The 13,204-nt window shown below is 71.2% G+C and carries 9 protein-coding genes; 3 read left to right on the top strand and 6 right to left on the bottom strand.

What is annotated here, in order from left to right:
- Positions 1–130: 130 nt before the first annotated feature.
- Positions 131–985 carry an NAD(P)H-binding protein gene (locus AB0B50_RS23355; protein ID WP_362335066.1) on the bottom strand — a complete coding sequence of 285 codons (855 nt, stop codon included), beginning with the start codon at positions 983–985 and terminating at the stop codon, positions 131–133.
- Positions 986–1,004: 19 nt separating this feature from the next.
- Between AB0B50_RS23355 and AB0B50_RS23350 the strand changes: the two genes are divergently transcribed.
- A complete protein-coding gene (locus AB0B50_RS23350; protein WP_362335063.1) occupies positions 1,005–1,154 on the top strand; it encodes a hypothetical protein in 150 nt (49 codons plus the stop codon).
- Between the two features lie 68 nt (positions 1,155–1,222).
- Here the strand turns inward: AB0B50_RS23350 and pepN are convergent, their stop codons facing one another.
- The 3 genes from pepN to AB0B50_RS23335 all read right to left on the bottom strand — a co-directional run bounded on the left by pepN (position 1,223) and on the right by AB0B50_RS23335 (position 5,190).
- Positions 1,223–3,799, bottom strand: coding sequence for an aminopeptidase N (pepN, locus tag AB0B50_RS23345; protein ID WP_362335061.1), 2,577 nt, complete (start codon positions 3,797–3,799; stop codon positions 1,223–1,225).
- A 114-nt stretch (positions 3,800–3,913) separates the two neighbouring features.
- Complete coding sequence (locus AB0B50_RS23340; protein ID WP_362335058.1) at positions 3,914–4,270, bottom strand: chorismate mutase; 357 nt, start codon at positions 4,268–4,270, stop codon at positions 3,914–3,916.
- Between the two features lie 11 nt (positions 4,271–4,281).
- Positions 4,282–5,190 (bottom strand): AraC family transcriptional regulator, encoded by a 909-nt coding sequence (locus tag AB0B50_RS23335; protein WP_362335055.1) that lies wholly within the window; start codon positions 5,188–5,190, stop codon positions 4,282–4,284.
- Positions 5,191–5,313: 123 nt separating this feature from the next.
- Between AB0B50_RS23335 and AB0B50_RS23330 the strand changes: the two genes are divergently transcribed.
- Positions 5,314–7,077 (top strand): beta-galactosidase family protein, encoded by a 1,764-nt coding sequence (locus tag AB0B50_RS23330; protein ID WP_362335052.1) that lies wholly within the window; start codon positions 5,314–5,316, stop codon positions 7,075–7,077.
- 841 nt (positions 7,078–7,918) lie between these two features.
- On the opposite strand, the gene AB0B50_RS23325 is transcribed toward AB0B50_RS23330, so the two are convergent.
- The gene (locus AB0B50_RS23325) at positions 7,919–11,032 is read right to left on the bottom strand and encodes an endo-alpha-N-acetylgalactosaminidase family protein (protein WP_362335049.1); all 3,114 of its coding nucleotides are present in this window, start codon (positions 11,030–11,032) and stop codon (positions 7,919–7,921) included.
- Between the two features lie 201 nt (positions 11,033–11,233).
- A complete protein-coding gene (locus AB0B50_RS23320) occupies positions 11,234–12,028 on the bottom strand; it encodes a serine protease (RefSeq protein WP_362335046.1) in 795 nt (264 codons plus the stop codon).
- 275 nt (positions 12,029–12,303) lie between these two features.
- Between AB0B50_RS23320 and AB0B50_RS23315 the strand changes: the two genes are divergently transcribed.
- Positions 12,304–13,200 (top strand): hypothetical protein, encoded by an 897-nt coding sequence (locus tag AB0B50_RS23315; protein WP_362335846.1) that lies wholly within the window; start codon positions 12,304–12,306, stop codon positions 13,198–13,200.
- The last annotated feature ends 4 nt before the right edge of the window (positions 13,201–13,204 follow it).

The following is a 13,204-nucleotide window of genomic DNA, read 5'->3' as shown; positions in this document are numbered from 1 at the left end:
TGCGCGCGTACAGGGGCACCAGCCTGTACGGCGCGCGGGCGGCGCGCCCGATACCGGGGCGAACCGAACCCGAAAGTGGTACTGCCGTGCGGAGAAAACGTGTCGGTGCGGCGGAGGGTGCTATGCGGGCCTACGGGGCGCGGAAGTCGTCCTTGTGGTCGCGCGCCCACTCCCCGAAGGTGCGGGCGGGCCTGCCGGTGACGGCCTCGACGGTGGTGGTGATCTCCGGCTCGGCGCCGACGAACGCGCCCAGGGACTTGAGGAGTTCGGGCAGCACGGCGGCCGACACGTGCGGGAACATCTCGGGGGTGACCTCCTCGGGCGGTATCTCGACGAACCGCAGCTCCCTGCCCAGGGCGCGACCGATGGCCAGGATGCTCTCCTCGGTGGACACGGGCTCGGGCCCGGAGAGGCGGTGGACGGCACCCTTGTGCCCCTCGTCGAGGAAGGACCGCACGGCGACGGCGGCGATGTCGGCCTCGTGGATCGGATTGCCCACGTAGCGGCCGAAGGGGCCGCGGACGGTGTCGCCGACGCGCGTCTGGGGCGCCCACTGGAGGGAGTTGGTGGCGAAGGCCCCCGGGCGCAGGAAGGTCCAGTCGAGGCCCGCCTCGCGCACGGCTCCTTCCAGCGCGGCGTGCACGACGTGGATCGGGTGGGTCTCGTCGGCGCCGTCCGCGATGATGGCGGAGGAGAGGACGACGACGTGCCGGACGCCGCCCGCGCGGGCCGCTTCGAGGAGCGCGGCGGTGTGCTCGCCGCGCTCGCCGACGGCCTGCAGATGCAGGAAGAGTCCGGTCGCCCCGGTGAACAGCGGGGCGAGCGAGGCGGGTTCGGACGGGTCGAGGCGGGCGACCTCGGCGCCTTCGGGGAAGCGGGCGCGTGCGGGGTCGCGGGTCAGGGCCCGCACGGGGACGCCCTCGGCGACGAGTTGGTCGACGAGGGCACTGCCCACGTTTCCGGTGGCACCGGTCACGACGATCACAGGAGGGCTCCTTCTGGCCTTGGTGTTTCAGGTCCTGGTGTTGCTGGTCCTGGTGTTGCTGATCCGGGTGTTGCTGATCCGGGTGATGGAGATCCGGGTGATGGAGATCCGGGTGTTGCTGATTCCTGATGGCGGCCGGACGGACCGGTGGGCCCGGCCCGGCTCTTGATCGAGCCTAGGCCGGGCCCACCGGTCGACGGATCGTCGTTTGGGACCAGGGGAACCAGGTCGGAGGTCCTAGGACCTGCGTCCCTCGCGCACCTTCAACGCCCGCGCGAGGTCGTCGAGTTGGTCGACGAGCTTGCGGCGCAGGGCCGGAGTGGGCCGGGCGTCGGCCAGGCACCGCTCCCCCAGGCGGAGCGTCTCGGCGTCGACGAAGGGCCGCGGGAAGGCGTACTGTCCTGCGGCCTCGGCCATGGCGGTTCCTCCCCTGCGGGTGGCGAGGGCGACCGCGTCCTCGTAGAAGCGGGGAACGTACTCCCGTACGAGATCGGTCTGTTCGGGCTGCCAGAAGCCCTGGGCGGTGGCGGTGAAGAGGTAGTTGGACAGCTCGTCGGAGGCGAACATCGCGTCCCAGGCCGCCCGCTTGGCCGCGGCGTCGGGCAGCGCGGCCCGGCAGCGCGCCGCGCCCTCCCTGCCGGTGGCGCTCGGGTCCCGCGCCAGCTCGGCGTCGATGGCGGCCTCGTCGGTCGCGTCGAGCACGGCGAGCCGGGCGAGGAGGCGCCAGCGCAGCTCCGGATCGAGTTCGGGGCCGCCGGGCACGGTGCCCTCGGCCAGCCACGCCTGGAGGGGCGCCGGCTGGGTGGCGGCGTCGATGGCGCAGCGGACGGCGGTCAGGCGCAGGCCGGGGTTCGAGCCGTCCTCGGTGCGGCGGATCAGGTCGCGGCAGAGCTCGCCCAGGGTCGCCAGGGCGGCGGGCCGCTCCTCGGGGGTGGCGAAGCGGTCGGCGATGTGGGCGCCGGCGAAGGTGATGACGCCCTGGACGATGGCGAGGTCGGTCTCCTCGGGCAGATGCGCGAGGGCGGCCCGCAGATAGGCGGCCGGGGCGAGTTCGCCGTCGCGGACCATGTCGCGCAGGCTGTTCCACAGGACGGCGCGGGTCAGGGCGTCGGGGACGCCGGAGAGGCTCCGCAGCGCGGTCTCCTGGGAGACCGCGTCGAGGCGGATCTTGGCGTAGGTGAGGTCCTGGTCGTTGGGGACGATCAGGGCGGGGCGGCCGCCGTCGCGCGCGGGGGCGGCCCCGGTGGCGGGGACGTCCGTCTCGAAGCGCTCGCGCAGGACGAGGGCGGGGCCTCCGGAGAGGTCGCGGTCGTAGACGCCGACGGCGATGCGGTGGGGGCGACCGCCTTGCTTACCGGGGCCGCCTTCCCTGCCGGGGCCACCCTCGCCGGTGCCGCCGTCCCGGTCGACGGTGAGGGTCCACTCGCGTCCGGTGTGGGAGACCCGCGGGGTGAGGGTGTCGACGCCCGTGGTGCGCAGCCAGGCCTCGGCCCAGCCGTGCACGTCGCGGTCGGTGGCGTGGGCGAGGGAATCGATGAGGTCGGCGAGGGTGGCGTTGGCGAACTTGTGCCGCGCGAAGTGGGTGTTGATACCCGCGAGGAAGTCCTTCTCGCCGAGCCAGGCGACGAGCTGGCGCAGGGCGCTCGCACCCTTGGCGTACGAGATGCCGTCGAAGTTGAGCATCGCGGACACGGTGTCGGGCACGGCGTCCGGGTCGGGGGCGACCGGGTGGGTGGAGGGACGCTGGTCGGCGTCGTACCCCCAGGACTTGCGGGCGACGCCGAAGTCGGTCCAGGGGCCCTTGAAGCGGGTGGCTTCGGCGGTGGTCTGGAAGCCCATGTACTCGGCGAAGGACTCGTTCAGCCAGATGTCGTCCCACCACTTGAGGGTGACGAGGTCGCCGAACCACATGTGGGCCATCTCGTGGGCGATGACGATGGCGCGGGTCTGCCGTTCGGTGTCGGTGACGGCGGAGCGGTGGATGAACTCGTCGCGGAAGGTGACGAGTCCGGGGTTCTCCATCGCGCCCGAGTTGAACTCGGGGACGAACGCCTGGTCGTATGAGTCGAAGGGGTAGGGCTCGTCGAACTTCTCGTGGTAGCGGTCGTAGCACGCGCGCGTGACGTCGAGGATCTCCTCGGCGTCGGCGTCCATGAAGGGCCCGAGCGAGCGGCGGCAGTGGATGCCGAAGGGAAGCCCGCGGTGCTCGGTGCGCACGGAGTGCCAGGGGCCCGCGGCGACGGCGACGAGGTAGGTGGAGATCAGCGGGGTGGCGGCGGCCTGCCACTTTCCTTCGCCGAGGTGTTCGGTGACGCCGTTGGCGAGCACGGTCCAGCCCTCGGGGGCGGTGACGGTCAGCTCGAAGACGGCCTTCAGGTCGGGCTGGTCGAAGGCGGCGAAGACGCGCTGCACGTCGTCCATGAACAGCTGCGAGTACGTGTACGTCTCACCGTCGGTGGGGTCGGTGAAGCGGTGCATGCCCTCACCGGTGCGCGAATAGCGCATCGTGGCGTCCACGCGCAGTTCGTGCTCGCCCGCGGTGAGTCCGTCGAGCGCGAGGCGGTTGTCGACGAGTCCAGCCGGGGCAGCAAGGTCGAGGGGCTGCCCGTCGAGGGTGACGGAGTGCAGCTCGACGGGCTTGAGCTCGACGAAGGTGGCCCCGTCCACACGGGCGCTGAACCGGATGACGGTCCGGGAGCCGAAGGTGTCGCCGGCGGGATCGGCCGCCTGGGTGAGGTCGAGCTCGACCGAGTACCGGTGGACATCGATGAGCTGGGCTCGGGTCTGCGCTTCGTCGCGCGTCAGTGCGGGCATGGGCCCATGCTGCCCGATGCCACCGCCATCGGTGTAGGACCGAGCTCTCAGCCCCGCGCCTTCACCGCCCAGCCCCCGCGGTGACCGTGTCCTGTGCTAGGCCCGTGTCCTGTGCTAGGCGGACTTGGCGATCGTCTCGTGGTGGCGGATGACCTCCGCGATGATGAAGTTCAGCAGCTTCTCGGCGAACGCGGGATCGAGCTTGGCGCTCTCCGCGAGTTCGCGGAGCCGGGCGATCTGGCGGGCCTCGCGGGCCGGGTCGGCGGGCGGCAGGTGGTGGTTGGCCTTGAGGTGGCCGACCTGCTGGGTGCACTTGAAGCGCTCGGCGAGCATGTGGACGACGGCGGCGTCGATGTTGTCGATGCTGTCGCGCAGACGGGACAGCTCGGCGCGCACGGCCTCGTCGGTACCGGTGGAGGCGCCCGCGGAGGTGCCCGCGCCGTTCTCGTCAGTGGTGTGGCTGGTGGTCATGGTCCACGAGCCTACGTTGCCGGTCCGGTGCCGCCCGCCGCGGATGAGCGCAAAATCGGCGGGTGGTCGGGGTCGGGTATCTGCTGGGACCAGCCGCCGGGTACGGCCCTTCCCTGCTGGTCGCGGAAGCGGACGGGGGCCATGCCGACCCGGCGGGTGAAAAGGCGCGAAAAGTACGCCGGGTCGTCGTAGCCGACGCGGCGGGCGACGGCGGCGACGGGCAGCTCGGTGGCGGCGAGGAGTTCCTTGGCGCGGCCCAGGCGGATACCGAGGAGGTAGTCCTTGGGGCTGCACCCCGCGCCGCGCCGCACGGCGGTGCGCAGTTCGGCGGGGGTCATGCCGTGCCGTGCCGCGTGCTCGGCGACGGACAGGGGCTGGAAGGCGTCGCGGGCCAGGGCCTGCAGGACGGGGTCGCCGTCGGGGGCGATGTCGGCGCGGGCACGGCGCAGCGCCACCAGGAGCTCGTGCACGGCGGCGCCCGTCTCGACCTCCAGTAGGGGGTTGCCGCGCCGGGCCGCGCGGGCGATGCGGCCGACGGCGGCACGGGCGGCCGCCGCGTCGGAGAGCGGCACGACGGGGCGCGCGGGCTCGATGTAGCCGAGTTCGGTGTACGTCGCCGTGGCGGGGCCCGTGAAGTCGACGAAGCACTCGTCCCAGCCGGTGTCCGGGTCGGGTCCGTAGTGGTGGCGCACGCCGGGCGTGAGCCAGATCAGCGCGGGAGCGGTCACCTTCGTACGTCTGCCGTCGGTGCCGCGGAACCAGCCGCCTCCCGCGCTCACGACGACGGCGACGTGGTGGTCGAGGGTGCGCGGGCCCACGGTCGGCAGGAGGCCGTGCTGCAGGCCGACGCCGAGGCAGACGAGCCCCAGCTTGTGGTGGGCCGGGCTGGGAGTGAAATACCGCATCCACGTGTGGTACATCCGCTTCCGCCCCTTTCGTTCGGGCGCTTGCCCGCTCCTTGCGTCCAACCGGGCTCGATCTTTGTCCATGGACCCTGCCGCCCGCCAGAGGTGATCGTGGCCGGACATGAGCGAGAGGACGCAATGAACGGGTTCAGGGTCGGCGAGGACGATTTCGAGCTGGACGGGCGGCCGGTGCGGCTGCTGTCCGGAGCGCTGCACTACTTCCGGGTGCACGAGGCGCAGTGGGGCCACCGTCTGGCGATGCTGCGCGCGATGGGGCTCAACTGCGTGGAGACGTACGTCCCGTGGAACCTGCACGAGCCGCGCCCCGGCACGTACCACGACGTCGAGGCGCTCGGCCGGTTCCTGGACGCCGCGCACGACGCGAGCCTGTGGGCGATCGTCCGGCCGGGCCCCTACATCTGCGCGGAGTGGGAGAACGGCGGCCTTCCGCACTGGCTGACGGGCGCGGTGGGGGCACGCGCGCGTACCCGCGACGAGGAGTACCTGGGCCATGTGAACCGCTGGTTCCACCGGCTGCTTCCGCAGATCGTGGCGCGCCAGCACGGCGGTGGCGGCGAGGGCGCGGACGGCGGCCCGGTGATCATGGTTCAGGTCGAGAACGAGTACGGCAGCTACGGCTCGGACCAGGTGTACCTGCGCCACCTGGCCGACCTGCTGCGCGCCGAGGGTGTGACGGTCCCCCTCTTCACCTCGGACGGCCCCGAGGACCACATGCTGACCGGCGGCTCGATCCCGGGCGTCCTGGCCACGGCCAACTTCGGCTCGGGCGCGCGGGCGGGCTTCGCCACGCTCCGCAGGCACCGGTCCAAGGGCCCCTTGATGTGCATGGAGTTCTGGTGCGGCTGGTTCGACCACTGGGGCGCGGACCACGTGACGCGGGACGCCGCCGACGCCGCCGACGCGCTGCGCGAGATCCTGGAGTGCGGGGCGTCGGTGAACCTCTACATGGCGCACGGCGGCACGAACTTCGCGGGCTGGGCGGGGGCCAACCGGGGCGGGGGCGCGCTGCACGACGGCGAGCTGCAGCCGGACGTCACGTCATACGACTACGACGCGCCCATCGACGAGTTCGGCCGCCCCACGGCCAAGTTCTGGGCATTCAGGGAGATCCTGGCGCAGTATGCGAGCGCACCGCTCCCTGACCCGCCCCCACCGCTCCCGTCCCTGGGCTCGCCTGTATCGGCCCCCCTGACGGACTGGTGCTCCCTGGACACGCTCCTGGACGCCCTGGGCACCCCCGAGTCCGAGCACGCGGTCCCGCCCACGTTCGAGGAGTTGGACGTGGACCGAGGCCTGGTCCGCTACTCCCTGACCGTGCCGGGTCCGCGCGAGCCGTATCCGCTGAGCGTGCGGGGCCTTCGGGACCGGGCGGTGGTGTACGTCGACGGGGAACGGGCCGGCGTCCTCACGGAAGGCACCCCCACCCTGCTCGCCCCTGTGGCCGGGCACGCGCGCGTGGAGCTGTGGGTGGAGTCGCTGGGCCGGGTCAACTACGGGCCGCGGACGGGTGAGTCCAAGGGCATCACGGGGGGTGTGCTGCACGAGCGGCAGTATCTGCACGGGGTGCGGGCGCGGGCGCTGCGGCTCGACGCGTTCGACGTGGCGTCGGCGGTGCGGGGGGTTTCGGTGACCGGCCCCGGGGAGGGCCGGCCGGGCCTGTACCGAGGCGTCATCGAACTCGCCGCCCCGGGTGACGCGTCCCTCGAACTCCCGGGTTGGGCAAGGGGTTTCGTGTGGGTGAACGGCTTCAACCTGGGCCGCTACTGGTGTGCGGGCCCGCAGAATTCGCTGTACGTTCCGGGCCCGGTACTTCGGGAGGGGGCGAACGAGGTGTGGGTGCTGGAGTTGGAGGGGGCCGGGGAGCGGGTGGAGCTGGGCTGAGGCTCAGACGCTCCTTCTCCCCCATCCCGCCCCTTCCCGAAGTTCGCGGCTCCGCCGCCCGTGCCTCGGTCGATCGCGCTCCGCGCTCGTCCTCAAACGCCGGACGGGCTGAAACCCCCATCCCACCCGACGCCCGTTCTTTCCAGCCCGCCCGGACATCGGTTCCTTCCAGCCCCTCCGGAGCCTGTTCTTTCCAGCCCCTCCGGAGCCTGTTCTTTCCAGCCTTTCCGACGTCCGCTCCCTTTCCCCCTGCCTGACGCCTACTCCTCTTCAGCTCCTCCGACATCCGCTCCTCTTCAGCCCCGCCCGACGCCCGCTCCTTTCCAACCCCTCCGACGTCCGCTCCTCTTTGCCCCTGCCTGACGCCTACTCCTCTTCAGCCCCGCCCGACGCCCGCTTCTTGCCTGCCCCTCCGACGTCCGCTTTTCTTCGGCCCCGTCCGACGCCCGCTTCTTTTCAACCCCTCCGACGTCCGCTTCCTTTCCCTCTGCCTGACGCCTGCCTCTCTTCAGCCCTCCGGCATCCGCTTCTCTTCGCCCCGCCCGACGCCCGCTCCTTTCCAACCCCTCCGACGTCCGCTCCTCTTCGCCCCTGCCTGACGTCTGATCCTCTTCAGCTCCTCCGACATCCGCTCCTCTTCGCCCCGCCCGACGCCCGCTCCTTTCCAACCCCTCCGGCGTCCGCTTCTCTTCGGCCCCGTCCGACGCCAACTTCCCTTCAACCCCTCCGACGCCTGCCTTTTTTCCAGCCTCTCCGGCGTTTGAGGAGCGGGGGCTGGGGCGGAGCCCCAGTTTCGGGAAGGGGCGGGCTTGGGGAAGGGAACCCTCCTGGACCCCAGCCCCTACACCTCCGTCACCTCGAACCCGTCCAGCACGAACTCCGCCTTCCCGTCCTCCCCGGTCTTCCGCAGCCCCACCCACGTCTCCCCCTCCGCGGGGGTGGTGAACTCATAGGCGAGCGTCGTGGGACCCGTAGCCACCGGCAGCTCCTTGCGGTCCAGTTCGCGCGCCGCCGGCTCATCCACCGCGGTGACCCAGACGTACTGCCCGGCCTTCTCGTTCTCGTACCGGAACGACACCCGATAGCGACGCCCCGGCATGAAGCGCACGCTGTGCGGCACCGTCCGGTACACGAGACCGACGTTCTCACCGCGCGACTTCAGGGAGTTGGAGCCGTCGACGACGTCGTCGATCACCTTGCCGTTCCAGCCGCGCTGCGTGAACGGCGCGTGCCGCTGGGCAATGTGCGTGCGCGGATCGGTGACGTCACCCGCGTCCCCCTTCACGAAGGGCCCCCAGCCCTGCGGCACATGCTCGAAGTCCTCGCGGACAAGGACACCGCGGGCCTTGGCGGGCCGCTGCCCCGCCACGATCCGTACGTTGTCGAAGCGCACCCGCGCCCGCCCCGCCTCGACCCGCAGCGTCAGCTCCGCCGTCCCCCCGCCCTCGGGAACGGTGAAGTACGTGAACATGCGCTGGAACCGGGTGCCGTGCTTGCGGTCCGCGGCGACATAGTTGCCCGCGGTGGACGTCTCGGTGGAGTTGACCGCGGTGACGCCGTCGGCGGTGCGCACCTCCAGGGACGCCTTGCGCCGCTCCCCCGCCTTCTCCCCGACCTCGACCTGCACGGAAGCGACGTACGTCCCGGCCTTCAGGCGCGCGAGCCGCTGCCCGACCGACGCCGCGCCACCCGCACCGACGACCAGTTCGTGGTCACCGAGCGCGCTGAGCTCCACGGCGGCGGGCCCGCCGACCTTCCAGCCCTTGAGCGAGCCGGAGTGGAAGCCGGGGTCGTGCAGCGGGGTGCCCTGCCCCCAGCGCGGATCGGGCAGCGCGGCGGCGGACTCGCGGTAGACGACGTAGGGCTGCTTCGCCTTGGCGTCCAGGGTGATTTCTCCGCCCACTACGGAGACGTACGACTCGAAGACCCTGCCCTGGTCGGTGAGCCGGTACAGGGCGACCCGGGAGCGGCTCGCCCACGCGCGCGGGAGCCGCCAACTGCTGCTGCCGCCCGCCGGGTTGTAGTGGTACAGCTTGGCCGGATCGGTGGCCTTGCGGGGCTCCCAGGGCAGCAGGTAGCGGCCGTCTTCGTAGACGACGCGTCCGTCGGTGGTGATGCGTCGCGCGCCTCCGGTGTCGGAGACCGTCGTCGCCGCGCCGGACCGCGCGTCTCCGAAGAAGGCGATCTCGTGCTCGCCCCATGTCTTGATGGGGTACGCCTGCAGGTACTTGGCGGGCAGCGAGTGGGTCCAGATCAGTTCGTAGAAGGCGTGCCAGTCGGTCTTGCCGACCCAGCCCTCGAAGTTGCCCATGCGGGCGATGCCCAGGAGGGTGGGCCACTTGTCGGCGAAGACGTCCTTCTGGTGGTTGCGTACGAAGCGGATCAGACGGGAGTTGATGCCGCGCGAGGTGTCGCCGCCGTAGTCGGGTTCGGTGGCCCAGTGCGACCAGATCGCCGAGCGCTCGAAGCCGTGGCCCCACTCCGTGGTGATCGTCCAGCCCTGCTCGCGGAAGGCCCGCTGGAGACGGTCGGATGTCCAGCCGGACTCCCGGAACACGTCGATGTAGAGGGTGTTCAAGCCCTTGTCGGTCTGCGCGCGCAGATCGGCGAAGCGCTTGACGACGTCTCCGGAGACCAGGTCGCGGCGCTGGTCGATGCGGTAGCTCTGGTCGAGCCAGTCCCACTGCTCGTCGGCCTTGTCGACGAGCTTCTCGGAGAAGGCGTTCGCCACGGGGTAGGACTCGGTGGCGTTGACGTGCACGCTGAAGTCGCTGTTCCACTTCTTGCCCTCGCGGACCAGGGTGTTGAGGTCCGCGAGGCCGCCCGCGCGCTCGTTGTAGTTGTCCGCGTAGTCCGGGTGGGCGGAGTCGTGGCCCTCGGACTGGTAGCCCTTGAGGAGCGTGTACTGGCGCAGTCCGTCGGTCGCCAGATGGATCCGCTTGACGTTGTCGAGCGTGGCGAGGAACGGATTGGTGGCCTGCGAGGCGAAGTTGAAGGGGATGTGCGGGACGACCCGCAGATGCTGCTCGTCGGCGCCGAGCGGGGTCACCATGATGTCGCGGAAGGCGGTGGCGGCGTCCTGCCAGTCGACCTTGCCGTCGCCGTTCCTGTCCCCCGTGATCACGACGGTCGCGTACGGGAGGGGTTCGGTGGCGTCGACGGGCGCGGTCGCCGCGCGGTGCGTCCACTGCCCCGGAGCCAACCTCGCCTCTACGTAGTCACCTGTTTTCACCGTCTCGCGCCACAGCCGACCGTTCTCCCACGTGGTGCCCGCCTCGCTGGTCGGCTTGTCGTAGACGGTGTTCGTCTCGATCGCACCGCCCAGCGCATCGTGCGCGACGACGGCGTACGCGCAGCCGGTCGCCTTCTCCGCAGGGGTGTCCTTCGTCGGCCGCACGAGGGTGTCGCCGCTCTTGGCCTTGTCCAGCTGGATCTTCGCGGCGAGGAGGGTCGCGCCGGGCTGGTCACTGCGCACGGAGAGCAGGGCGAGGCCGGGGATGCGCAGGGTGCCGACCCGCAGCGCGTCCGTGTCCGCGATCTTCGTGACGCGCCAGTGGACCTGCCGTCCCTCGACCGCGATCTCGACGTCGATCCGGGTGCCGCCCTCGAAGGCGAGTACGTACGCGATGCGGGACCTGCCCGCCGACGCGGTGACCTTCGGGGTGTGCTCGGCCTCGTCGACGAGGACCGTGGTGACGGCGTCACCGCGGCCGTGCAGCACGGCGCCGCTCCGGCGGTCCGTGTACGAGACGACGCGCGGGAAGTCGGTGGCGACGCGCACGTGGAGGTCGGCCGAGCGCAGGACCACCTCGTCCGCGGGGCGCGCACCGGGCGCGGGCGCGGCGAACGCGCTGCCACCCGCCCCCACGGCGACCCCGATCCCGGCGATCGCACCCGTCGCGACCACGGCTCTGCGGCTCGGTCCGGTCGGTCCTGACGTCTCTGACGGCAGCATGGGGCACCCCTCCACGGGACGGAACACGGACGGAATTCGTGCCGCTCACCATGCGTCGCACGGGGTGAACGCGCCCATGGACAAAGGAGGGACAGGTGTTGGACTAACCGTCGGGTGGCGTGCCGGGGAGCGTCACGGCCGCCGGACACGGCGAAGCGGGGCGCTCGCGACCGCGAACGCCCCGCCGTGGACATCAGAGCCTCAGAGCTCCGACGCCGCCTTCTCTATGTCGGCCGCGAAGGTCGACACCTCGGTGTAGACACCGGGGAACTTCGGCCGCGCGCAGCCGTTGCCCCAGCTGACGATGCCGACCTGGATGTACTCGCCGGCCTCGTCCTTGCGGAACATCGGGCCGCCGGAGTCGCCCTGGCAGGTGTCCGTGCCGCCCTCGGCGAGCTTGCCCGCGCACAGCTCCTCGCCGGGCGTGAGGTCGGCTCCGTACGCGGCCTCGCAGTCGGCGTCGCTGACGAACGGGACCTTCGCCTTGAGGAGGTAGCGCTGCTGGTCGCCACCCTCCTTGTCGGCACCCCAGCCGGCGATGTCGAACTCGCCCTCGTTGTACTTGGTGTCCTTGGCGATCTTCAGCGTGGGCTGGTCGATCGGCTTCTCGAGCTTGATCAGCGCCCAGTCCTTGCCCTTGCCGTTGTAGCCGGGGGCCTGGAGGACCTTGGTGGACTTCACCTTGATCGCGTCGGGGCTCTCGAGGTCCACGACGCCACCGGTGGCGGTGATGCCGGTGTTGTCACCGGAGCCGTCCACACAGTGGGCGGCGGTCAGCACGATGTCCTTGGCGTACAGAGCGCCGCCACAGCCCATCGAAAGACGGACCATGAACGGGAATTCACCCTGCTCGGCAGGGGTGCCGCCGACGACGCGCTCGCTCGGCGGGGTCGGCTTCGCGGCCGCCTGGGCGGCCACGGGCTGAAGGCTGACGGCGGCGAGACCGATCGCACCGAGGGTGGCGGCTCTCTTCACTCCACGCAGCTTGGTCTTCAACTGACTTCCCTTCGTGGGGGGTTCGTGGGGGGTTGCACGCATGACGGGCCCTTGCCGTCCCCACAGGGTGCGCGTGGATGGCATGAGCCCGCCAAAGCGTTGTTGCGGATTATGGAGATCGGTGTCCGCTCAGGACAAGGGGCGGTTTCCAGCCACGGCGTGTCGCACGGTCCCGCTCCCGGACGCGGCAACCCCCGTACAGTGGGACCCAGTTGCGGTGTCCCGGGAAACGGACTTACGGGGGTACGGACGTGACGGTCGACGGCGGTCCAGTCATGCACGGCTACCCCCATCTGGAGACCGTGCGCGCCGCCGTCACCGCGCTCTACAAACGCCTTTCGTACGACACCGTCCACACCTTCGACACCAGCGTCGCCCCGGCCGACGTGGCCTTCAGCGACCAGGACGACCTGCACCTCGGCGTGCAGCGCGTGGCCCGCGAGATGGTGCGGCACCTGCGCCTTCCCGACGCCCGGATGATCGTCAGCTTCCGCGAGATGGAACACGCCGCATACGTCGAACTGGCCGCGGGGCCCGAGTACTTCATCGAGCTGAACGACCGCTTCCGCAGGCATCGCAGGGACATCGGCGCCGCGCTAGCCCACGAGGTCATGCACGTGTATCTGCACCGGCTCGACCTGTCGTTCCCCGGCACGCGCGACAACGAGATCCTGACCGACACCGCCACCACGTACCTGGGGGCGGGCTGGCTGCTGCTCGACGCCTACCGCGAGGACGGCGCGTCCTCGCAGAAGCTCGGCTATCTCACGCCGGAGGAGTTCGGATACGTCCTGGCCAAGCGGGCGTTGGCGTTCGGCGAGGCGCCGGAGACGTGGTTCACCAGCCCGCAGGCGTACACGGCGTACACGAAGGGGCTCGCCCAGGCCCGCCGCGACGAACAGCAGCCGCCGCTGACGGCCGCGGGCTGGGCGGGCCGACGGCGGTACGCGAAGGACCGGCGGTACGCGCGAGAGCACGGAGCCGCGGCGGCAGGGGCTTCGGGGCCGCGGGGCGGGGCCGCGGGAGTGTACTCCTTCTCCTCCGACGGCCTCGGCACGCTACGGGTGTCGTTCCCCTGCCCCACCTGTCACCAGCGGATCAGGGTGCCGGCACGGGGGCGGGTGCGGGCGCGGTGCACGCTGTGCCGGACGGTCCTCGACTGCGACGCGTAGCCGA

The sequence above is a fragment of the Streptomyces sp. NPDC041068 genome (genome assembly GCF_040647455.1).
Lineage (GTDB): Bacteria > Actinomycetota > Actinomycetes > Streptomycetales > Streptomycetaceae > Streptomyces.
Note: the sequence above shows the minus strand (reverse complement) of the source record. Positions and strands in the feature narration are given on the sequence as shown.